The 22300-nt window shown below is 42.7% G+C and carries 22 protein-coding genes and 1 tRNA gene; 3 read left to right on the plus strand and 20 right to left on the minus strand.

The features are described 5' to 3' along the window. Window positions 1-19 precede the first annotated feature (19 nt). The 7 genes from HY035_08020 to HY035_08050 all read right to left on the minus strand — a co-directional run bounded on the left by HY035_08020 (window position 20) and on the right by HY035_08050 (window position 6468). Window positions 20-718, minus strand: a complete 699-nt coding sequence (locus HY035_08020; protein ID MBI3378328.1) for a cytochrome c3 family protein — start codon at window positions 716-718, stop codon at window positions 20-22. Window positions 719-803: 85 nt separating this feature from the next. Next, entirely contained in the window at window positions 804-1337 is a 534-nt protein-coding gene (locus HY035_08025; GenBank protein ID MBI3378329.1) for a methyl-accepting chemotaxis protein, read from the minus strand. Between the two features lie 26 nt (window positions 1338-1363). Beyond that, window positions 1364-3040, minus strand: coding sequence for a hypothetical protein (locus tag HY035_08030; GenBank protein ID MBI3378330.1), 1677 nt, complete (start codon window positions 3038-3040; stop codon window positions 1364-1366). A 114-nt stretch (window positions 3041-3154) separates the two neighbouring features. Then, the gene (locus tag HY035_08035; protein ID MBI3378331.1) at window positions 3155-4066 is read right to left on the minus strand and encodes a peptidylprolyl isomerase; all 912 of its coding nucleotides are present in this window, start codon (window positions 4064-4066) and stop codon (window positions 3155-3157) included. Window positions 4067-4258: 192 nt separating this feature from the next. Continuing rightward, window positions 4259-5368, minus strand: a complete 1110-nt coding sequence (locus tag HY035_08040; GenBank protein ID MBI3378332.1) for a 6-bladed beta-propeller — start codon at window positions 5366-5368, stop codon at window positions 4259-4261. After that, complete coding sequence (locus tag HY035_08045) at window positions 5361-5552, minus strand: hypothetical protein (GenBank protein ID MBI3378333.1); 192 nt, start codon at window positions 5550-5552, stop codon at window positions 5361-5363. Before HY035_08045 ends, HY035_08040 begins: the two co-directional genes overlap by 8 nt. Before the next feature lie 202 nt (window positions 5553-5754). Then, complete coding sequence (locus HY035_08050; protein MBI3378334.1) at window positions 5755-6468, minus strand: cytochrome C; 714 nt, start codon at window positions 6466-6468, stop codon at window positions 5755-5757. Between the two features lie 522 nt (window positions 6469-6990). Here HY035_08050 and HY035_08055 point away from each other — a divergent pair. Then, window positions 6991-7332 (plus strand): cytochrome c3 family protein, encoded by a 342-nt coding sequence (locus HY035_08055; protein ID MBI3378335.1) that lies wholly within the window; start codon window positions 6991-6993, stop codon window positions 7330-7332. A 1-nt stretch (window position 7333) separates the two neighbouring features. Here HY035_08055 and HY035_08060 read toward each other — a convergent pair whose 3' ends face one another. From HY035_08060 to HY035_08120, 13 genes are all read right to left on the minus strand, one after another. Next, window positions 7334-8728, minus strand: coding sequence for a sigma-54-dependent Fis family transcriptional regulator (locus HY035_08060; GenBank protein MBI3378336.1), 1395 nt, complete (start codon window positions 8726-8728; stop codon window positions 7334-7336). A 126-nt stretch (window positions 8729-8854) separates the two neighbouring features. Next, complete coding sequence (locus tag HY035_08065; protein MBI3378337.1) at window positions 8855-10363, minus strand: HAMP domain-containing protein; 1509 nt, start codon at window positions 10361-10363, stop codon at window positions 8855-8857. Continuing rightward, window positions 10364-11350, minus strand: coding sequence for a hypothetical protein (locus HY035_08070; protein ID MBI3378338.1), 987 nt, complete (start codon window positions 11348-11350; stop codon window positions 10364-10366). Window positions 11351-11566: 216 nt separating this feature from the next. Further along, window positions 11567-12694, minus strand: coding sequence for a redoxin domain-containing protein (locus HY035_08075; GenBank protein ID MBI3378339.1), 1128 nt, complete (start codon window positions 12692-12694; stop codon window positions 11567-11569). After that, entirely contained in the window at window positions 12691-13317 is a 627-nt protein-coding gene (locus HY035_08080; GenBank protein ID MBI3378340.1) for a tetratricopeptide repeat protein, read from the minus strand. Before HY035_08080 ends, HY035_08075 begins: the two co-directional genes overlap by 4 nt. 5 nt (window positions 13318-13322) lie before the next feature. Continuing rightward, window positions 13323-14702 (minus strand): cytochrome C, encoded by a 1380-nt coding sequence (locus HY035_08085; protein ID MBI3378341.1) that lies wholly within the window; start codon window positions 14700-14702, stop codon window positions 13323-13325. Between the two features lie 255 nt (window positions 14703-14957). Further along, window positions 14958-15033: transfer RNA gene (locus tag HY035_08090), tRNA-Asn, on the minus strand. A gap of 59 nt (window positions 15034-15092) precedes the next feature. Continuing rightward, window positions 15093-15857: an ABC transporter permease gene (locus HY035_08095; GenBank protein ID MBI3378342.1), complete on the minus strand. Its 765-nt coding sequence runs from the start codon at window positions 15855-15857 to the stop codon at window positions 15093-15095. Further along, complete coding sequence (locus HY035_08100; protein ID MBI3378343.1) at window positions 15847-16830, minus strand: ABC transporter ATP-binding protein; 984 nt, start codon at window positions 16828-16830, stop codon at window positions 15847-15849. Before HY035_08100 ends, HY035_08095 begins: the two co-directional genes overlap by 11 nt. Before the next feature lie 6 nt (window positions 16831-16836). Beyond that, window positions 16837-18045: an ABC transporter permease gene (locus HY035_08105; GenBank protein ID MBI3378344.1), complete on the minus strand. Its 1209-nt coding sequence runs from the start codon at window positions 18043-18045 to the stop codon at window positions 16837-16839. Beyond that, the gene (locus HY035_08110; GenBank protein MBI3378345.1) at window positions 18032-18703 is read right to left on the minus strand and encodes an ABC transporter ATP-binding protein; all 672 of its coding nucleotides are present in this window, start codon (window positions 18701-18703) and stop codon (window positions 18032-18034) included. Before HY035_08110 ends, HY035_08105 begins: the two co-directional genes overlap by 14 nt. Next, a complete protein-coding gene (locus tag HY035_08115; GenBank protein ID MBI3378346.1) occupies window positions 18700-19791 on the minus strand; it encodes an efflux RND transporter periplasmic adaptor subunit in 1092 nt (363 codons plus the stop codon). The genes HY035_08110 and HY035_08115 overlap by 4 nt, the downstream gene beginning before the upstream one ends. A gap of 63 nt (window positions 19792-19854) precedes the next feature. Next, window positions 19855-20712 carry a UbiA family prenyltransferase gene (locus tag HY035_08120; protein MBI3378347.1) on the minus strand — a complete coding sequence of 286 codons (858 nt, stop codon included), beginning with the start codon at window positions 20710-20712 and terminating at the stop codon, window positions 19855-19857. A 187-nt stretch (window positions 20713-20899) separates the two neighbouring features. Between HY035_08120 and HY035_08125 the strand changes: the two genes are divergently transcribed. Together HY035_08125 and HY035_08130 are read left to right on the plus strand one after the other, a co-directional pair. After that, window positions 20900-21376, plus strand: coding sequence for a hypothetical protein (locus HY035_08125; GenBank protein ID MBI3378348.1), 477 nt, complete (start codon window positions 20900-20902; stop codon window positions 21374-21376). A 165-nt stretch (window positions 21377-21541) separates the two neighbouring features. After that, window positions 21542-22048 carry a hypothetical protein gene (locus tag HY035_08130; GenBank protein MBI3378349.1) on the plus strand — a complete coding sequence of 169 codons (507 nt, stop codon included), beginning with the start codon at window positions 21542-21544 and terminating at the stop codon, window positions 22046-22048. Window positions 22049-22300: the final 252 nt, after the last annotated feature.

Below are 22300 nucleotides of genomic sequence, written 5' to 3' on the forward strand. Positions count from 1 at the left end.
CTCCTCTACCTTTACCTGATTATTTCTTGTGACACGCCAGACAGAGGGCGCTGCCCCTGTTACTTATTGCAAGATCAAACCTTTCCTTTGAATATATGTTATGGCACGACCCACAGCCAATTTTTCCATCAAAAAACCTGATGGAAGGGTTTATGCTCGATGGGTGTTTCAACCCGCCATCCCTGTAAGCCTTCATATATTCTACACCAATTGGGTGAGAGACGCCATTGCCGTGGTTCCATATCCCTGAACCAATCTTAACAACTGATGCCCTTGCGAGGGCGCTATCGTGGCAGCTCAGGCATTCCATAGACAGCCTGTCTATGGGATTTCCTTTATTAGTTACCTCAAACCCTCTTACATCTACAGCGCTTCGTGAGTGCGCAGGCTGGTCGGATCCACTATGCCTTCCCATAGCTCCCTTATGGCAGGTATAACAAAAAACCCTCCCTATCTTTTCTCCCCTCAGCAAGGGTTCACTACTGCCATGGACATCATGGCACGTGGCGCAGGTTATCCTGCCTGCCCAATCGAGGGGGAACTTATCGGGTATAGGCATTGACGGCCTCATGCCTGATGGATGAGAAAGGCCGAGGTCCCCATGACAATCCTTACATTGAAAGTCGATCTCTTTAACAAAAATCCTCTTGCCATCTGATGAAGTGAGATGACATAGAGAACACTTCCCTTCAAAGTTATGCGCCGGTTTTTTTGCCATTAATAGCAACGGGATCATCGCAATGGTTAATAGAAGAAACCACTTCAGGGGGCTCATGAGGGAAAGGGAGTTTCCTCCACAGTTCCTAAACTCTGAATCTTTCAATCGCCTTACCAAGGTTATCCACCTTTTCCTTGAGCCTTTCTGCAGATTCAGGCGTATCATCTATTTCCTTTCTCGCTCCCTCAAATTCCTCATAGGCATCGCTGATGGCGCGAAAATGTTCATTCAGTCCGTTTATCATTGTATTAAAACTGCCGGCAGTATCCTGAAGCTGGTCATAGCTTCTGAAGGTTATGGGTCTGACCTTTCTTGTGTTCACAAGTTCATTAAGGACCCTCCGGAGGCTGTAAACCGGACCGGCTATCTTATGTGAGGCAAGCACTGCAACCAGGACGACCACGCCGGATATGACTATAGACTCCACTATTAAAGCGGCCCTTATAACGCCTGAAAGGGCGTCATCGGCCTCTATGAATGACTGTATGGCATCAGCATAGTGCCTGATTTCTAAACTCGGGATAGCAATATAAAGTAACAGGGCAATTACACCCATGCCTGTTAACACAATGCCTGTGAATCTCAGAATAAATTTACGCTCAAAACTCTTCTCTATCATTCCCTTTTCCTTTACCTATACCTGCTTTAAAATGGTCTTGATACTTGGAAAAATGTAGTTGACCTTGTCTTGACCCCTTGAGGCCCTTTCTCCTGCCACAAATCATTTTTGAGGTTCATCGTAATACTCCTTAATCTGTATTCTACACCTAAAGAGCCCAAAGTTGTGCTGGTGTTGTTAATGCTTTCTTTATAAAAATTCAGCCCTGCATTCAAGGACAAATCCCTTCTCAACACATACCTGAAAGTCAAATTGCCGTATCTGAACGTCCTCGGAGTCGTTCCCCTCTCGAATATTATCCCAGCTTTTGCATCAAGGCTGCCTCTAAAGCCTAACTGCATAAAGTATCCTAAAGAATTATCGGATGTAAGATTTTTTGTCTTTGTGACGGTCGAGGTCCCATCTGTCTCATCACCAATGGTATTTTCCTCAGAGAAATTAAGAAGACTCTGGAAGGTAAGGTTCTGTATAAAACGGTTTATAAATCCTGCATTATAGACATATCTCGTGGTCTTTCCTCCCAGAGATGAGTTATATAAATAGTAGGAGCCGCCGCCGTTGATTTCTGATTTTATTTTGTCAAATAATTTGGAAACCCTTCCGCCGATTGAATAGGACATAGAATTTCTATTCTCTGATGTCTCAGATTGCTGTGCCGTACCGTTTGCAGATGTGTCCGCAGAAAATGTAAGACTGTCAGGCAGCGGCTTTGTAAAGGCAAGTCCGAGCGTCAGCGCCTCCGTCGAGTCGTTTCCGGAATCGCCTGTGCTTTTATAGAGCATAAGGTTCTGGTTTGTTGTAAAAAATTGACTGATTTTATATGTCGAATTCCCGAAAAAGGTCGCAAAGTTACCGATTTCTTCCTTTTGTTTTATTCGGCTTGCATATAAGCTAAGATTAGAATTAAAGTCAGACGATGGCACATAGTTGAAATTCATATTAGAGCCTATGGTCGTAAATTCGTTATAACTGTTGTCATTATAACTCGTATCCATGTTGAACCTTGTGTCTTTGCCGGGCTTCAGGCCGAAGGAGACCTTTGCATCGTTTATAGCCTCAAACCTATTGCTCTCTTTTTCAAGATTGTGTTGATATGAATAGCTTGCGTCAATATACGTTTCACCTTTCCTGCTGTCTATTCCAAATAATAAACTCCTGTTCCTCTGGTCTGTTACATCAGTTGCACTTGTAGTCTTTGTGTTGTCCTGATGAATATCGTATTTTAGATTTGTTCCAGCGCCTATGCGGGCATTACCAAAGAGTCCATATCTATCAGTGGTTTGCCTTGTCAGGAAGCTCTGTTCAGGCTGTATTGTCCATGTGGGCAGTTCAAATTTTTCCTTGTATATTGTGAACGGATATTTTGTGCCCTGAATAAAGTCCAGCTTGAGATTGTAATCGTGGCTTTTTGCTTTGACAGTTGTCTCCCCGGAACTGGATTCATCGGTCTTGGAATCCTCTTCTCTGAATGAACCACCAATGTTATACATTAAAAGCCTCGGGCTATAAATAGCTCCCTGATACCGTAATTTATATTCCTGAATAAATGAGCTTTTTTTAGACTCAGCATCTATGTCTTTATTTTCATCCTGCTGGTACGTATATTGTAAAAGTCCTGAAAGCCTTTCCTGCTGGGCAAACAGCGGCATGGGGAACATCATGGCAACAAATGTGATTAATGCATAAATCCATACCCCTCTCAACTTTCCCCCTACGTTAAAGACAGGTAGAGGAAGAGGTAAAGGTAGAGGTAGAGTAAAAAAACAAAAAAATCCTTTGCCTGTCTTTCTTTACCTTTACCTCTTCCTCTACCTGTTTCATTGAATGTACTGTATCTTTGCATTCTCTCTAAGTCTTTTTATAAGACTTTCTAATCTGTTTTTCTGCATGGACTCTGTGAGCTCTTTTTTGAGCTTATCTTTTACCTCCTTAAAAGACACCTGTCTTGACGCCCTTTTTTCTTCGACTTTCAAGATATGAAACCCTATGTCTGTCTCAATAATTTCGCTTAGCTGTCCAACTTTTAACGAAAAAGCTGCCTTTTCTATATCCTGAGGCATCATTCCCCTGTGAACAAATCCTACATCGCCTCCCTTTACCCTGCTCATGTCATGAGAATAAGTCTGTGCTATCTGGGCAAAATCCGAGCCTGACTTAATCTTTGAATAAGCCTCTTTTGCCCTCTCTTTAGCCTTTTTCCTTCCGTCGGGCTCCGAGGGATTTATCTTTACATACACGTATCCAAGCCTTACTGCCTCAGGTTCCTTGAACTTCTCTGTATTTTTTTTGTAGTATTCTTCAAGGTCGTTATCTGTAAGGGAAACCTTCACCTCTTTTTCAATGAGCTTTTCAACCACAAGGTTCTTCCTGACCTTCTCCTCAAAAACAGGCATTGTCATACCGCTTTTTTTCAGGGCATCCTTAAATGCCTTAGTAGAGGGATACGATGCCTTGACAGAGCTTATACTTTTTTCCAGTTCTGAATTATCAACCTTCAGATCCTGTCTCTTTGCCTCAATATAAAAAAGCTCTGCATCTATAAGATTCTCAATGGCCTTTTTTTCCATCTCTTTCTGTTTTTCAGGGGATATGCTTCGATGATAAAGCTCTTGAGGCGCCAACCTGTTGATTTCCATGTCCAGTTCGGCACGGGTAATCCCGGCGCCATTTACAAATGCCACAACCTTGCTTTCTTTTAGATCGTCAGCAGCAAAGGCAATTGAATTCAAAATGCAAAATGCAAAAATCAAAATTGATGGAATCCCAAATCCAGCGACAAGAGTTGTCATTGCGAGTGAAACGAAGCAATCTCGCCTTTTGCTATGAGATTGCCACGGGCTCCGCCCTCGCAATGACGTCTTCTCGGTGTAATTTTTGAATTTTAAGTTGTGATTTTGCATTTTCAATTTTAATTTTTTAATTCATTTCAGCAGGTATTCCTTATATTTCTCGGGATTTTCCTTTTTCCATTTCTCGCTCAGATACTGGAATATCTGCACCCTGTGGTTATAGGAATCCACAATATATACCCTGTCTTTTTCATCCACATATACGCCTGCGGGGAGCCAGAAATGTCCTGGTTCATGCCCCGGTCCTCCTATGAAAAGAAGGAGTTGCCCCTTGTCATCGAATATCTGAAGGTTGTCAAATGCAGCATCAGCAATATAAATATGCCCTTCACTGTCAACTCCGATGCCCTTAGGACGGGTAAATGTCCCTGGAGCATCTCCAATTTGGCCGAATCTTTTTACAAATTTACCGTCTTTATCAAACACCTGAACCCTAAAATTCTGCGTATCGACTACATAGACATTGTCCGTCTTTCTTTCTACAGCAATATTGGAAGGAAAATTAAATTCACCGTCTCCATCCCCTCTCTTACCAAAGGCAAACAACGGCTCGCCTTTTGTTGAATACACATGCACCATATGTCCATAACTGTCAACTATATATAGCCTTCCAAGTTCATTGTTTACAGCTATACCTGCCGGGTTTTTAAATTCATCTTTCTTGCCGAGGGCTATTTTCAGATTTCCGTTCGCATCATAGCCGAATACCCTCTTCTGTTTTGCATCCGACACAAAGACAATTCCGTCGGAAGTAACAGCCACACCTATAGGAAGGGCAAGCTTTCCCATATCCTTATCCCCCATAAAGGTCACTTTCCGCTCCTTCAGGTCAAAGACAAATACAACAGCGCTCCCGGTATCCGTAACATACATCTTATCTCCATAAGCGGCAACCCCATAAGGCTTCCGGAGTTCAGATATTAACTGCTCCTCTCCAAGAACAAACTCAAGAAAACCCTTTTTCTTAAAATTGCTTTCCCCTTTATAACTGTTCAGATAAACTATTTTTGGCTCCTCAGGAGGTGAGGGATAGATAAGCTTAACTTCCTTTGTGGGCGCTGCACAGGAAGACAGGAAAAACAACAGGCAAAGGTAGAGGTAGAGATAGAGTTTTTTACTGCTGTTTTCTTTACCTTTACCTATACCTTTACCTGTTTCTGCCTTTACCTGTCTTTTACTCATTGTCCACCTCTGTTTCGCCCCTATCGTTTAGATGCCTCCCCTGTTTTTCTAAATATTCCCTTAATGCATCCCGTATTATATCAGACATGGCAGCCCGTTTGCCCTGCCTTTTACTCATGTCGGCAGCCATCTCAAGCAAGTGCATCTTTATATCTTTGTCTAAATATATTGTTGTCTTTTCCATCTTAAAACAGTAAGAAGGAAAAGGTAAAGGTAGAGGGAAAGGAATAGCAAAAAATAAAGTTTCTTTTGTTTGCTTTTTGTTTCTTCATCTTAACCTTTGCCTTTACCTGTCTTCAATGCCATATATATGTCAAACTTAAGAATCCAAAAAAAGGGGGAATTCTTCCCCCCTTTTTTTAACTGAATACTACCTGAATACTACCTTATTTGCCGTGACAGCTGAGGCAAAGTGCGCTGGATGCATTGCTTAGTCTCAAAAATAATGCTCCTGCAGTTGTTCCCTGCCCGGTTGTGTCTCCAGTATTCGCATGGGGATCATGACAGCTTGAGCATTCTACCTTGCCGTTCCTGAGGAGGGCTGCTAATGTCGAAGTACCAAATACAGTCGTGGTTGCCTTCAGGCTTGCCGTTCCAGCAGTGTAGGTGATTGAAACCGGATGATCATCTGCAAGGGTTTGCCCGATATTGGTTGATGTCCCAGTCATTAGGAGCGCTGTTCCCAGAGGGGTTGCACCGAATGCTACGTTAGTACCGGCAGTAACAACTCCACCTGAACCAGCCTGGTTAACTAAGGAGTTGATAGCGTTTACGCCATCATGGCAGCTCAGACATGCCTTGGTAATACCATTTGGTGTTGCATCAGGAGTTGTACCTGCTATGGTTGTTCCATACATTGTGTATGAACCTGTTGGAGTCGCCTTGTTCCATAGCGGGGCGCCTGTAAAGCCTGTGTTAGCAAAGTGAGGGGTATGACAGTATACGCAGATTTCGTCGTTCTGCTGGCCTGCGCTTGCCTTGACTGTGCCACTACCGGTGTTGGATAGATTATGCTTTGTGGCTGATATGCCTGCCAGCGCTGCGCCTGCGCTTAAAAGCGCTATTGCTACTACCATTACTACTAAAATCCTACTTTTCATTATATTCACCTCCTTTTGTTTGGATTTGAAGCCTATTACTTTTTCAGTCATTATCTCATCACCCCCTATCATTAATTTCGAACATCTTGATAATAGAATAAGCAAGCCTTATGCCAGATGGAAAAGTTCACTGTTCTCTGTTCACTGTTCACGGTAAGCCTTTGATTATTAATTATTTTTTATCTCAACTTTTTTTTACTATAAACTGTGAACCGTGAACGGTGAACTGTGAACTTATTTGTTGCGTAATATCACGCAGTAAGTGAGGAAAATAACGGTTCTTTCGTAAAAAAGTTGAAAATTATACAAATGACAAACCTTCTGGATTCCCCGAACAAGTCGGGGAATGACGGATTTTGCAAGTCAGAGAATGACCTCTAATTCTGTCATACTCCGGCTTGACCGGAGTATCCAGTTTGTCTTTTTCAACTTAAATACGACTGAGGGAAATAAATTCTTTCCTTTACCTGTTTCTTTTTTTGTGGTAAGATTTTTGCAAATATCATATAAGGGTTTTATTTTATGAAATATATTGTTTTTGCTTTAATCATTATATCATCAACACTGATATCTCACCAGATATACGCGCTCCAGACAAAAGAATGCACAGCATGTCATATATCGTCTAACGGAGGCCCTGTAAAAAAACCGCTCACCGAGTTATGCGTCGGCTGTCATAGAGAGCGCATAGAAACAGGAGAGCACAAGGTGGATATAATTCCAAGGTATCAGGTTCCACAAAATCTTCCTCTCACTAAAGACGGCAAAATCACATGTATAACATGCCACGACCAGCACTCCGCAGAATATATGATGCTGCGATTTGAGACCATGGTTCTGTGCAACAAATGCCATAAAAAATAAGTCAGAGCAGTCCGAATTTCTGCATCTTATATCTGAGGGCATCCCTCGATATGCCGAGCAGTCTTGCAGCCCTTGTCTGATTTCCGTTAACCATCTGCAATGCCTTAATAACCAAATCCTTTTCCATATTCTTAAGAGAAAGACCCTCTGGAGGGATTCTAAGCATTGTCTTTTCTTCTTCAGCAGGCGCTTCCGGCTCTGTCTGAAATGAATCGGCATAGTCGACTATCTCTGAAGGTATATTCTCAGGATATATTATATCCGTATCTTCTAAAATACAGATTCGCTCTATAACATTTTTAAGCTCCCTCGTATTGCCGTGCCACGGATAATCAATAAGCAGTTTTTCGGCTTCAGGGGAGATGCCTTTTACATTCTTTTTGAACTCCTTGTTAAACAGTTTCATATAGTGCATTGCAAGCGGTATGATGTCCTCTTTTCTTTCCCGCAGCGGCGGTATGAATATGGGAATAACTTTAAGCCTATAATAAAGGTCAGCCCTGAAGCTGCCGTCCTTAACAGCCTTCTCGAGGTTTTTGTTCGTGGCGGCTATAATCCTTACATTTACGCTTATATCTTTCAGCCCGCCGACTCTTTTAAATGTCCTATCCTCTATAACCCTCAGCAGCTTTGCCTGCGAGGCAGGCTTCATATCTCCTATCTCATCAAGATAAATTGTGCCTCCGCTGGCAAACTCAAAGAGCCCTTTTTTGGAGGCCTTTGCATCTGTAAATGCCCCTTTTTCGTAGCCGAATAATTCGCTTTCTATAAGCATTTCAGGTATGGCGGTAGATGTCACTTCAACAAACAACTCGGAGGCCTTTGGACTATGATAGTGAATAGCCCTTGCTATAAGATTTTTCCCCGTGCCGCTCTCGCCCTGAATTAGGATTATATTGGCATCGATATCTGCAACCTTCTTTGCAAGGGAGATCACATCCCTCATAGCTTTTGAAATGCCTATTATATTATTAAAGCTGTATTTATCATACTGCTCTTCCCTGAGATAAATGACTTCCCTTTTCAGATTTATAGTCTCCAGCGCCTTTTTAATGAGGACAGATATTCTATTCAAATCAAAGGGTTTCTCCACAAAATCGTAGGCCCCAAGCTTTATAGCAGAAACCGCTGTCTCTATATCCCCGTGCGCAGTTATAATAACCACGATAACTTCCTTGTTTATCTTTCTTATGGCCTCAAGGGTCTCAAGGCCACTGATGCCTGGCAGATTTATGTCGAGGAGAATAATATCAGGGATTTCTGTTCTGAACACTTCAAGTCCGTCTTCTCCTGATTCGGCAGTAAAAACCTCATAGCCCTCTTTTTCGAGATGTTGCTTAAGGGACCATGTTATAAACTTTTCATCATCGACAACAAGGATCTTAGCCTGAACCAAAAGACCTCCTCTTTCGTTCATGATTCATCGTTGATGGCTCAGTCATTGCGAGGGCGCCAGCCCGAAGCAATCTCAATAACGGGATTGCTTCACTACACTCGCAATGACATCTCCTTGAACCATGAGCTATGAACCTTTTATCGGTAAGTATACCGTAAATATGCTTCCCTTACCAACTTTGCTTTCAACGGTTATCTCGCCGCCGTGTTCCTGAACAATCTTCCGGCTTATGGATAATCCAAGACCAGTGCCTTTGGTCTTCTTGGTGAAGAACGGTTCAAAGATGTGTTGCAAATCCTCAGACGATATGCCCTTACCTGTATCCTGCAACTTAACTGCTAATACCTTTTCGCCCTCTATGGGTCTCTTTATCGAATTCTCTACCTCCTGACGGTTCTTCTTTGAGGCGAAGATTGTCAGAACTCCGCCGTTTGGCATGGACTGTATGGCATTTATTACTATATTTAAAAATACCTGCTGCATCTGATCGTGATCCATCAATATATCAGGCATGTCTTCCGAGACATTGTTGTTTATGACGACATTGTGCTTTTTGGCTTCTGGATAGACAAAGAAAAGTGCCTTTTCTAAAATATTGCTTATTTTATCAGGCAAAAACTGCAAAGGCTTTGGCTTTGCATAACTCAAGAGATCCTTCACTATCCTGTCGAGCCTGTTTACCTGATTTAAAACCTCGGTAATAATAGGTTTTCTGCTGTCGTCCTCGCTAAGCTCGGAATGAAATACCTGAACCGCACAGCTTATCCCTGCCAGAGGGTTCTTTATCTCATGGGCAATCCCTGAAATAACCTCGCCGAGGGAGGCAAGTTTTGCAGCCCTTTCCATCTGCTGTATATGGCATACTTCTAAATCCCTTTTTGCCGATTCAAGAGACTTAACCATTTTATTAAAAACACTCGCGAGATAACCAAACTCATCTTTACCGCCTTCTTTTGTTCTCGCTGATAAATCTCCTGTCTCCACCTTTTTCATTACTCCCATGAGGTCCCTTAGTGGCCTATTTATAAGCCTTTCTCCGCCAACCATGAAAATTAAACTTATCATGACAAAGCCTATAACAAGGCCTGCAAAATGTCTGTATGTCAATTCTTTGATAGACTGCTGTGCTACCGCGAGGGAAACCTCCACATCAAGAACTCCCCGTATCTTTTCCTTTGGAGAATGACACCTATAGCATTCAGGCCTGTTCTCTATGGGTATGACCCTGGTGGCAAATATCTCACCCTCTTTTTTTATTACAAAGGGAGACACTTCCTGCCTTATAAACCTATCCCAGTCTTTTTCATATATCTTCTTTCCCATATCTTCTCTTTCATTTGAAACAATAATACGACCGCTTACCGGATGGAATATCCTCACCTCTTTCAATTCAGGATTATTTCTTGTAAAATCCTCTATCTGACTCTGGAGCTCTTTCCATTTGTTTTCAAGCATAAGGATCATTATGCTCTGTTTGATTACCTCGGACAACAGAACAGCCTTTTCCTTTTGCGCATCAATCAGCCTTGCCTTTGTATCCTCTATGTCCGACCAGACGATCAGTGATGTAACTACAAAGACCGATAAAAGGGAGAGGAACAACAACTTAATTCTGACACTGCCTAATAGCTTCATCTATTTTTTATGACACATCTGGCACAAGCTGTTAGGACTGATTTCATCGTTGGCAAAAAGCGACCTTGAATTAGAGGCATGGGGATTATGACAGCTTGCACACGAAAGCTCCTTCCCGGGACGAAGTGGATCGGGCCTGCCCTTTGTAGGATGTGTAGACCCAAAAACAAATCCAGCAATAACATGCCTGCCTGAGGCCCTGTCTTCATGGCATGTAACACACAAATCCCATGAGGGTTTTTTGAGCCGTGAAATATTGTTTGAGGCATGGGGGTTGTGGCATATGCTGCAGTTTCCGGTTGCAGTTGGCCCGTGCCAATACTTTTTGGGTGTCCACTCCTCTTTTTTCTCTTCATGGCAGACAAAACATAATTCTTTCTCAGGCTGCCGTGTAATATATTTCACTGGTTTTGAATTTTGCTCATGGCAGGACAGACAATCCCATCTTGCAGCAGGCCCATGGACATAGCCATAGTCTGTTATCATCTTATGGCATGGATAACAGACAGAATCGCCGGGCTTCTGCGGCTTCAAATCCTTTCCGGATGTCTTCATTTCATGGCATGACAGACATGCCTTTTCGTTATTTTCCTTATGAAACGGCTTTTTCTGGAATTCCGGAGGAGCGATCCTGAATTCCATGGATATGTCTGACCTGTAAAAAACAATTATTTTTTTGGATTCAACAACCCTGCCGTTTTCCACTGCATTCACAACTATTTCATTAGGGCCGAAATTCAGCTTCACTGTTTTGCAGAGATATTCTTTTCCCCTGATATCGGGTATATTAAAGACCTCGTCTTTATTCCTGGCAATGGTGACTGCATATATATTGCCGTTCAATTTTATAACAATGGGACTTAGTTCTCCTTCTACCATACTGTAGTCCACAGGCCTGATTACAGAAAATCTATCGGGATTAGCCGCTGCAATAGCTGTAATAATAAGCATTAAAAAAAGACAAGATATTATTATGAGTCTCTTCACAAATCCCCCATTTATAATACCATATTCACCATGCATTGTTTGTTATTGTCACTTGCCTGAATCCAGATATAGAACGAGAAAAGCGATTAATGTCTGTCATTGCGAGAACCCGAAGGGTTCGTGGCAATCTTATTGCAAAAGATGAGATTGCTTCGCTTTGCTCGCAATGACAATTTTTCTATATCGGGATTTGTCATTTACCCTGATGGACAGCTTTTATTCTTTTATCTTCAAAATAAGTTCAAGGGCCTTTTTGTAATCAGATGCAGCCTCTTTCAGTATCTTGCTGTTTTCATAAGTCTCTCCCCTCAGAGAGTATATAACGGGGTCATAAGGGTTCAGGGAAAGGGCGCTCTCAAAGGCCTTTAGAGATTCATTCATCTGCCCGTTTTTTCCAAGGGCGTAAGCATGATAATAATATGCAGGGGTGTATGAATTCTTTTTTATCGCCGCACCAAGTATCCCGACAGCCTCGGCTGTCCTGCTTGTCTTCGTAAGAAAATAACCGAGTTCGGTCATGACAGCAACATTATCAGGCTCTACAGATAATGCCTTTCTCAATATCTCTTCCGCCTCCACCCTCTTGCCGTCAATCTCGTACAGTTTTGCAAGCTCTACATACGGAAGCATGTACTTAGGGTCCTTCTCTATCGCCTTCTTAAAAAAAGGATACGCCATCTCGTATCTCTTTTTCTTCACTAATCCCCTCGCAAGATTTGTATCAGCGATGGCGTCATAACGGGGCATGTACTTAGGTCCCATCTTTTTCTTGGGCTGTTCTCCTGCAAGAACAAGCAGATAATCAAACATATCCTCCGTGCCTACAAGCGGAAGTCCCGGAAGCTCATATGCTATCTTGCCCTCCGTTATAACTATAGTGGATGGCAGGGCGATTACGCTGTATTCATGGAATGTCTTTAAACCCTTATCCAGAACCATCGGAAATGTAATATTAAGCTCTTTTATAAGGCTCTTTATTTTTTCAACATCTCCGTTAGCAAGAGTTTGGTTATCCGCATTAATCCCGATTACCTGTATGCCCTTGTCTTTATATTTTTTGTAAAACTCTTCGAATCTCTTGAGGGCATTAGGGGACTTGGCGCTCCAGGTAGACCAGAACACGACAACAACAGCCTTCTTCTGCGAATACTGCGAGAGAATCATATCCTTTCCTTCTACGTCTTTAAGCGAGAAGCCAGGAGCCTGTGCCCCTGTCTGGAGCAAGGCCTGAGCAGTTGCGGTATAAGCAAAAAGGTAAAGGTAAAGGAAGAAAAATAATAAATAATAAACTACTCCTATACCTCTACCTTTGCCTTTACCTGCTTTTTCGTTAATATCCCTCATTCCTTTCCCACCCTTACCTTATGAGTCTTTATCCCTTCCTTAAAATGTACAATAGCCTTTTCATAATCATTGAGTTTTTCATAGACAAGCCCCAGCGCATAATGGGTCATTGAAGGATAAGGATTTAATATCAAGGCATCCTTAAGAATAGCCTCCGCTCCTTTTAAATCGCCCTTCTTCAATAGGGCAAGGCCTATGCCTGTCTTGGAGGTGCGCATCATGGGATTTATCTTCAGGGCGGAGTTGAAGGCGCTAATCGCATCGTCCAACTGTCCTTTTTTTAAGAGTATATAACCGAGATGGTCATGGGCATCTGGATAATTTGGGTCTGCCTTAATAGCCTCTTTGACTACATCCATTGCCCTGTCTATATTGCCATCTTCAAAGAGCTTAACAGACTCCCTGTAAAAGGCTTTAGCCTTATCGCCCTCTACTTGCTGAGCAAAAACAACAGGCGGGAAAAAGATGAAAAGGCAAAAAAGACAGAGTAAAAAAAACTTGAGAAAACCGTCATTCCTGCGAAAGCAGGAATCTATGTTTCTGCTTTTTTTCTGGATTCCAGCTTGCGGGGGAATGACATTTTCATTATTTTTTGGGCTAAGTCTCCGGAATCTCTGCTCCATAAATCTTACCTGTTTTTAACTGGGTTTGTTCTATCATAACTAAATGTCTGATGACATCCTGGTGAACAGGAGCCGCCTGTATTGGTCTTTTTATGGTTTATTGGCAGTCCCCATGCCCCGAATGGAACTGCATCCCTTATGTGCTTCGGATTATTTGTGGCATGTACATCGTGGCAGGCCCTGCAGGTACGTCCTTTGTCTGGCTTGTTTACATGTTTGAAATGAAGATTCTGCTCACCATTTCTGAATCCAGTTAATGTTGTTGTCTTGGGATCGATCACCAATGTCTTCTCGTGGCAGTTGAAGCATAGTTCGTAGTTCTTTAAATCAAAGGGCGCATAGAATACAGGAGGGAAGTATTTTCTGAGTATCCTGAAGTTATCGGAACCATGGGTATTATGGCAGGCCGAACAATCTTTCTGTTTAATTGGACCGTGCCAGTCATGGTTTTTGGCCAAATATGTTTTCATGTCAAGAATCTTTCCGCTTGGTGTATCAAGCGATTTGTCATGGCATGTCAGACAGACATCCATAGGCGCTTTTACCAATTGCTTTACATAATCAGAAACATGGGGGTCGTGGCATACAAGACAGTGCCTCTCTGTATCCAGTCCTCCATGTTTCGTTTTCACATTCGCAACCCATTCCTTCTTATCCTTATGACATCCAAAACAGAGGTCCCTTGTTCCATCCACCTTTAAGTTATATTTATAGTCCCCTGCATGCGGGCTGTGGCAGTTGACGCATTTTTCACCTGCCGGTTTATGAACAAATTTTTTCCCTTTCAATGCCTCTGCCTTATCAGTATGGCATGTAAAGCATACGTCATTGTCTGCAGCCTTCAGCATCTTCGGAAAGTCCGTCTGATGCGGATTGTGGCACATAGAGCAGCCGCCTACTGCAACAGGGCCGTGTACAAACTTGCCGGAGGCAATCTTTTTGTCATGACACATAAAACAGAGGTTCTGCCCGTCCGCGCGAAGCTGGAACTTGTACGGAGACTGATGAGGGCTATGGCAGTTTGTGCAGTTGCCTTCTTTCACAGGAGGATGGACAGTTCTCATTGTATCTACCCTGTCATGACATTTGTAACAGAGTTGTCCTACATCTTTTATGGGCGCAAATTTATTGCTTGCCGGCGATGATCTGTGTTTATCTGCCTCCCCTTTATGGCATACATGGCATTCACCAACAGCTACAGGGCCATGTACAAACTTGTCCTTTCCCATCTTGCTGTGGCATTTATCCGTGACGCAAGAATCTTTGGGTTGGGCATTAACAGTTCCTTGCTGTCCTGATAGATAATAAGAAAAAATAAAAACAGAGATGATAAGACAGAAAACGAAAAAAAACCCTCTCTTCCACCTGACTCCCATGTCCCCCATGACAACCCTCCTGAAGTAAATTTTCTGTAAACTCGTTTTTGCTCAAGATTTTAATTATTAACTTTTCTTTATGTCAAGTTTCTATTCAGGAATAATGTAAACTATATCTATCCCCATCGTCAAGACACCGAATTGCATTGTATGCCACATTAGAAATGTCCTATAGCGGGTAGAATTAAAATGGTTCTATGGGAATTGCCGCCCATAGAACCATCAAAAAAGAACTCAGCAAACGGTTTTGCTGAGAGTAACGTCTGGCTCCCGGGGAGGGATTCGAACCCCCGACAGGGTGGTTAACAGCCACCTGCTCTGCCAGCTGAGCTACCCGGGAATTTCTCGGTTAGAAGGTTTTTATTATACACCAAAAAAGCGCTGCCGTGTCAAACTCTCCTACCCTCTTCTCTCAAATGCCTTTACTCCGGCAAAAACAAAGATAACCGACAGCACAACAATAACCGCAAGGTCAGTAACAAGGCTGAAATCAGGGCTCATCGGTCCCTGTGCAAGCGGAGAAATCACATGCTTCAGCGCATCCACGCCGTAAGTGAGAGGATTAAGCTTGGCTGCAAACCTCAAAGCTTCAGGCAGAAGCTTTACAGGATACATTGCGCCCGAGAGAAAGAACATCGGCATGATGATGAAATTCATAATTGCACTGAAACTTTCATAACTTTCATAAAAAGTTGCTATCACTATTCCAAAGGCAGACACCGAGAAAGACACAAGCATACATATAACTACTGCGCTGATTATATCTGCTGCGCCGAGCTTAAGCCCAAGAAGAGGGAAAAGCAAAAGTACAATCACAGCCTGAAGCGTTGATATAATGCTTCCGCTTAATGCCTTACCTATGACAATTGAAAGCCTTGACACTGGAGCGACAAGGATCTCTTTCATGAACCCGAACTCTTTATCCCAGATAATAGAGATTGAGGAGAACATTGAGCTGAATAAAATTGTCATGCCCAATATGCCCGGAAATATGAATTGCATATATGAAACGCCGTCAACGGGCGGAACAAGCCTTGACATCCCGGCGCCGACAAGGAAAAGCCATACCAATGGCCTTGCTAACGCAGAGACAAGCCTGGACCTTTCCCTTATAAACTTCTTAAACTCCCGCGCAACTATAACGTATATCGCATTAAATTCCATGCCTTCTCCTGTACGCCCTAACCTCAGCTTTTATAGTATCCGTATTCGTGCCCTCCTCGTCTCTTATCGCCTTCCCGGTCAGTTTTAAAAAAACATCATTAAGAGTCGGCCTCTGTAGCCTCACAGACAAAACGCTGTCGCCGAGTGTTCTTATAAGTTCGGGAATGCACGTATCTCCTCTGACTGTTGAAATAAAAAGCTCGCCGTCCCTTATTGATGCGTCAATATCCAGCGCGCTCTTTATCACATCCGCTGCCTTTGCATTATCCCTTGTTTTCAGATATATGACATCTCCGCCTATTACTTTCTTGAGTTCTTCGGGACTGTCCATTGCAATAATGTTTCCATTATCAATAATGGCTATGTTATCGCAGACCTCTGCCTCATCCATATAATGCGTTGTCATGAAGATTGTCACTCCGTATTTTCCGGGAAGCGCTGTTATGAATTCCCATAGACTTGATCTGCTCTGCGGATCCAGCCCCAGTGTCGGTTCGTCCAGAAACAACACCTTCGGCCTGTGTATCAGCCCCCTTGCAACTTCAAGCCTTCTCTTCATGCCGCCGGAAAATTTCTTAACAAGGTCATCTTTTCTGCTGAATAAATCAACAAGCTTCAAGACGTCATCAACCCTTTTTCTGCGTTCGGCTTTTTCAACGTTATAGAGATACGCATGGAATAAGAGGTTTTCCTCAGCAGTGAGGTCTTTATCAAGAGTTGTATCCTGAAACACTATGCCGATTGATTTTCTTACGGATGAGGATTCTTTTTCGCAGTCATATCCATTCACAAAAGCATTCCCTGAAGTTGGCACAAGCAGGGTGCAGAGGATGCTTATCGTTGTTGTCTTTCCTGCGCCGTTAGGCCCGAGGAAGCCGAATATTGCGCCTTCCTCAACATTAAAGGAGATGTTATTTACAGCAGTAATGCTGCCAAATCTTTTTACTAAATTCTCAACCTTAATTATCGGCATTTTCCCTCACTCATATCTCAACGCTTTTATGGGATCATACAGCGACGCCTTTCTTGCCGGATATACGCCGAAGAATATTCCAACTGCCGCTGAAAACAAAAAAGCGACAATAACAGACCACAGGGCCAGATGTGTCGGAAGAAATTCAACAAAATAAGGGATGACAAGAGAGAGCAAGCCGGCAAACAGAATACCCACTGTTCCTCCTATAAGGCTCAGAGTAACGGACTCTATCAGAAACTGCAATAAAATATCCCTGTTCTTTGCGCCAAGCGCCTTTCTTATGCCTATTTCCCGCGTCCTTTCTCTCACTGAGACAAGCATTATATTCATTATTCCTATCCCGCCGACAAGCAATGAAATTGCAGCTATGCCTGCAAGCACAGCAGTCATTATATTCAATATCTTGCCCATCACGGCAACCATCTCATCCTGACTCATTATCGTAAAGTCTTCCCTGCCTGCATGTCTTTTCATCAGTATCTGCCTTATGTCCTCTTTTGCGGCGTCTATTTCTGTTGCGCTTCTGACCTTGACAGTTATATTAAACAGGCTGTCGGTATCAAACAATTCCTGCGCAGCAGTTGTAGGTATAAACACGATGTCATCAAAATCAATTCCAAGCGTAACACCCTTCTTTTCCATCACGCCTATGGCCCGGTATTTGCCGTCGCCTATTGCCACAAGGGCGCCGAGCGCATTTTTATCTCCGAAAAGGTCCTTCTTCACTGTCCTTCCGAGAACACATACTTTTCTTCTTGAATCAACATCCGATGCGCTGATAAACCTGCCTGATTCAACTGACAGGTTTCTGATTTCAAAATAAGTTTCCGTAATCCCCACTACAGAATTATCCCTGCTCTGGTTCAGATATTTAATCTTGGAGGTGCCAAGAATCAGCGGAACTGCGTCTTGAATATGCCTGGAACGTTTTTTAATTATTAGAGCATCATCATAGACAAGTTTTCTGACCGTAGTTGCGGCAGGCGGATGAAAACCTCCCTTGGCAGAAGTTTTGCCCGGCACTACAATCAATATGTTCGTTCCGAGATTGCCAAGCTCTCTGCCTATGTAGGACCTTGCGCCCTCGCCTATTGAAACAAGCATAATAACGGATGCAACCCCGATAACAACACCAAGCATTGTAAGGAACGACCTTACCCTGTTGCCCATAAGAGAGTCCCTTGAAACCCTTATAATCTCAATAACATCCACTCTGGCAAACCCCGTCTCTTATTGTTATTATCTTCCCTGCCTGTTCAGCAATATCTTTCTCATGGGTAACAACCACAATCGTTACGCCTTCCTTATTTAAATTTTTAAATGTCTCTATGATTTCTTTTCCCGAACGGCTGTCAAGGTTTCCGGTGGGCTCATCCGCAAGTATTATCGCAGGGCCGTTTATGAGCGCCCTTGCAATTGCAACTCTCTGCTGCTCCCCTCCTGAAAGTTCGCTCGGATAATGCTCTGCCCTGTGAGAAAGGCCGAGTTTCTCAAGCATTTCAAACGCTTTTTTTTTCCTTGTATTAGGCTCCACCCCGCCATAAAGCAGAGGCAGTTCGACATTTTTCCATGCAATAAGTTTCGGAAGAAGATTAAAACTCTGAAATACAAAGCCGATTTTTCTGTTTCTTATCTCTGCAAGTTCGTTGTCTGTTTTTCGGCTGACATCAACATCAAGGAGCAGATATTGCCCTGATGTCGGCCTGTCAAGACAGCCGATGATATGAAGGAGCGTTGATTTCCCTGAGCCTGAGGGTCCCATCACAGCCACAAAATCCTTCTCTGCGACTTCCATGTCTATGCCCCTTAAGACCTCTACTGTCACCTTTGGCAGCACATACGACTTCCTTATGTTCCTGAGCGACATCACTCTGTTTTTTTCTTCTCTCTTACTCTCCTGCCGTCAGCAAGTCCCTGCGCATCAGGATTGATAATCACTGTATCACCCTCTTTAACGCCTGATGTTATCTCTGTAAAATTCCAGTTGAACTGCCCTGTTTCAACAGGAATAAGTTTTGCTGTTGAACATTTTTTAATAAAAATAAACTTCCTGTTGTTTTTCTCCATAAGCGCATGGGATGGAACCACAAGCGCATTTTTAATGTTGTCCACAATAATCTCCACATCAGCAGACATCCCCGGTTTTATAATGATTTGTTTTTCTTTAAGCCGTGTCCTTACCTCAAAGGTCCTTGTTTCCTGCTTGCCGCCAAGGACCACAGGCGATATCCGGTAGATTTCACCTTTAAAAACATTTCCCTGATACGCATCCATAGTGATATTAGCCTGCTGCCTCAGTTTAACCTTTGCAACATCAGCCTCATCTATAAACGCCTCTATATAAAGGTCATCCATAGCGACAACATGCACCACTAAAGCGCCCTTTGCAGTTGTCTCGCCAACCTTGACAGGCCTTGATGTTACTACGCCTGATATCGGAGATTTTATAAACGAATAATCATAGTTAAGCTTTGCAAGCGAAAGCGAACTCTCCGCCTCTTTTACGCTTGCATAAGCGACATTATATTCTTTCTGTACTGAATCAAAATCTATATGAGAGATATATCCCTTTTCCCTCAGGTCGCTGAATCTCTTTAATCTTGTCTCGGCCTCCTTCAGAATTGATTTTGCCTTGTCTATGGAGGCAAGTGAAATATTAAGGTTCAGATGCGCCTCCTCAGGGTCAAGCTCTGCTATCATTGAGCCGGGCTTAACTATACTGCCCTCTTCAACAAAGAGCTTTGTAATCTTCCCTATTCTCTGTGCCGTAATCTTAACCTCTGTTTCTGATTTTATGGTCCCTGTTGAAGTGGCAGTTACCGTAATCGCAAGCTCCTGCCTGTTTACAGGCGCTGTTTTAACATCAACTGCGCTGAAGGTTCTCTTGAGGATAAAAAACATTACCAAAAGGATTATTGCCGAAAGAAACCAGAAACTCCGCTTTCTGTAAAAAGACATTATTTTCTCCTTATTAAAATCAAATCACTTAAAGTTTAACATAAAAAAAAAGACAGGATAAACTTAAACAAGATAATCAAGAAGCGTAAACACAAACACTGTCATACTTATATATCCGTTCATATTGAAAAAAGCCATATCAAGCCTGCTCAGGTCATCTGGCTTCACGAGAGAATGTTCATATATAAAAAGCCCTCCCGATGCAGCCATTCCTATCCAATAAAATATCCCGAGATTAAAGAATAAGCCCGTAAGCGCAAGCAGTCCCCATGCGATAACATGAAATATCCTTGAAAAAAGCAGCGAGTCTTTGACGCCGAATCTTGCGGGAATAGAGTAAAGGCCTAATGACCTATCAAATTCAATATCCTGAAGAGCGTAAAGAACGTCAAAACCCGCAAGCCAGAAAATAACTGTAAATGCCATTGGCAAAATCTCAGCATTAAATGTGCCTCTTACTGCAATCCATGCTCCGACAGGTGCGGCAGAGATTGCAATACCGAGGACAATATGCGAGAGCCATGTGAATCTTTTTGTATATGAATAGATAAAAAGCACTGCAATGGCAATCGGCGAGAGTTTGAGGCAGAGGGGGTTCAGCATATATGCGGCAAAGATAAGAATGGCAAATGAAATAGCTGCAAATAAAACAGCATTGGACATCTTTATCTTGCCGGAGGGCAACTCGCGATTAGCTGTCCTTGGATTTGAAGCGTCAATCTTTATGTCAATAATCCTGTTCAATCCCATTGCGCCTGACCGCGCACTGACCATTGCAACGACAATCCAGAATATCTGCTTTAGCGAAGGGATGCCCGATGCGGCAAGTATCGCGCCAGTAAATGCAAATGGCAGCGCAAAGATGGAATGGGAAAACTTAATCATCTTCAGATATAAGACTATTTTTTCAAACACAAGCAAATTCTCCTTATCAAATGATTCAAAATAATAACACAATTCAAATCAGATTCTATGTTAAAAAAAAGACTATTTATCTATAGAATTTTTTTGACATGACTTCTGTATTGCCGTATTTAATGCTTTATGCTATCTTAACGCAAATAGCTTGAATCTATCTGCAAGGTAGATTATATATTAGGGCAATGAAATGAAAATAATGACGAATACTATTATCTGCATTCTTTTGGTGACGGCTGCCAGTGCTGATGATTGCAAGCCGTCAAAATTGTCAGACCAAGCAATAAAGCTGATTAAACCATTGATGGAGCTACGTGTAAGACAGAACAAAGAGCAATTTACGGAAGACGGTCGTTGGCGTGGTGAATCTCAATATACTCCTGACGTCGAAAAGCGTTTTTATTCTATATTGAAAAACCGATCCAAAGCTGGCGATGAGGCAGTTGCATACTTACTTAATGTGTACATGGGTGAACATTCCGGAGAGGAATTAGTCTGTGAAGTTATTAATCGCGGTAAGCGCATGCTTCCGCTGATCAGGGAGTATAAGAAATGTATACCATTAATAGGCATCGAACCACTTCACAAGTTTGTTCGAGGTTCGGGCTACCTTCCGCAATATGCAGAGGAGGGCATATTGAAAGACGAGAAATGCACACACGAATAGGCCATGGGGAGAAATGAGGGGGGAGAAATGAGGGACACATCCGTATTTTTCTTAACCACACTGCTGATTTAGGGTGTTAACTGCGAAAACGATAGATGAATTCAGATAAAAGAGAAGAGGCACGGGCATGATAAAATTCATCAGCTCAAAAGGATGTAAATAGCTATGGGCTGCCTATTGGTTCTCGTCTTGGCCGGCATATCAGCAGCCGTGATATTCTTTTTCGGATATTCAAATGTGGCCTTGATTGTTTTAGGCTTATTATGGCTTGCCGCCGTTGTTTATTCCGCAATTTTTGGACATCGTGGTTTTGGCGGCGGACCGAGAACTGATCTTCTGATTGTGATTGCAGGAGCGGGCATTACAGCAGCATTAATCATCCCTAATTACACTGCCCAAAAACCTTGTAATCAAGTCAGAACAGCTCTGACAAAAATTTCTGACGCCGAAAATACATATTTTGCCGAACATAAAACTTTTACCAAAGACCTCCATCTCTTGCGCCTTTCTCTGAAACCGGAAGTTGATATTTCAGTCATTAAAGCTGATGAACAGTCATTTATCGCTACGGCATCGCACAGGTTATGCGATAAAGATAATGATGGGATACCTGATGCGTTTATGTGGGATTCTGCCAGAGGCGGGCTACAACCTGCTGATGTAGGCCGTTAAACAACAGTCAACGAATTGTCATGAAGTATTCTGAAAAATTTGATATATTATTGACATGCCGTCAGTCAAAGATATTTCCGGGCCCTATCGGTTTTTCTTTTATGCAGGTGATAGTGTAGGGTTTGACGAAATTAGGAACAACTGGTAAGTTAGTCCTCCGGAAGGAGGAAGCAGATGGCAAGAAAGAAATGGAGCGCAGAAGAGAAGCAGAAAATGGTATTGGCAGGCTTGAGGAATGAGGCGTCAGTAGCA

It is taken from the genome of Nitrospirota bacterium, assembly GCA_016195565.1.
GTDB lineage: Bacteria > Nitrospirota > Thermodesulfovibrionia > Thermodesulfovibrionales > UBA1546 > UBA1546.

Coding starts and splice junctions, on each gene's coding strand:
- HY035_08020 (MBI3378328.1), bottom strand. CDS start 718: ATGGCAAAAAAACCGGCGCATAACTTTGAAGGGAAGTGTTCTCTATGT.
- HY035_08025 (MBI3378329.1), bottom strand. CDS start 1,337: ATGATAGAGAAGAGTTTTGAGCGTAAATTTATTCTGAGATTCACAGGC.
- HY035_08040 (MBI3378332.1), bottom strand. CDS start 5,368: ATGAGTAAAAGACAGGTAAAGGCAGAAACAGGTAAAGGTATAGGTAAA.
- HY035_08045 (MBI3378333.1), bottom strand. CDS start 5,552: ATGGAAAAGACAACAATATATTTAGACAAAGATATAAAGATGCACTTG.
- HY035_08050 (MBI3378334.1), bottom strand. CDS start 6,468: ATGAAAAGTAGGATTTTAGTAGTAATGGTAGTAGCAATAGCGCTTTTA.
- HY035_08055 (MBI3378335.1), top strand. CDS start 6,991: ATGAAATATATTGTTTTTGCTTTAATCATTATATCATCAACACTGATA.
- HY035_08065 (MBI3378337.1), bottom strand. CDS start 10,363: ATGAAGCTATTAGGCAGTGTCAGAATTAAGTTGTTGTTCCTCTCCCTT.
- HY035_08075 (MBI3378339.1), bottom strand. CDS start 12,694: ATGAGGGATATTAACGAAAAAGCAGGTAAAGGCAAAGGTAGAGGTATA.
- HY035_08080 (MBI3378340.1), bottom strand. CDS start 13,317: ATGGAGCAGAGATTCCGGAGACTTAGCCCAAAAAATAATGAAAATGTC.
- HY035_08085 (MBI3378341.1), bottom strand. CDS start 14,702: ATGGGGGACATGGGAGTCAGGTGGAAGAGAGGGTTTTTTTTCGTTTTC.
- HY035_08095 (MBI3378342.1), bottom strand. CDS start 15,857: ATGGAATTTAATGCGATATACGTTATAGTTGCGCGGGAGTTTAAGAAG.
- HY035_08100 (MBI3378343.1), bottom strand. CDS start 16,830: ATGCCGATAATTAAGGTTGAGAATTTAGTAAAAAGATTTGGCAGCATT.
- HY035_08115 (MBI3378346.1), bottom strand. CDS start 19,791: ATGTCTTTTTACAGAAAGCGGAGTTTCTGGTTTCTTTCGGCAATAATC.
- HY035_08125 (MBI3378348.1), top strand. CDS start 20,900: ATGAAAATAATGACGAATACTATTATCTGCATTCTTTTGGTGACGGCT.
- HY035_08130 (MBI3378349.1), top strand. CDS start 21,542: ATGGGCTGCCTATTGGTTCTCGTCTTGGCCGGCATATCAGCAGCCGTG.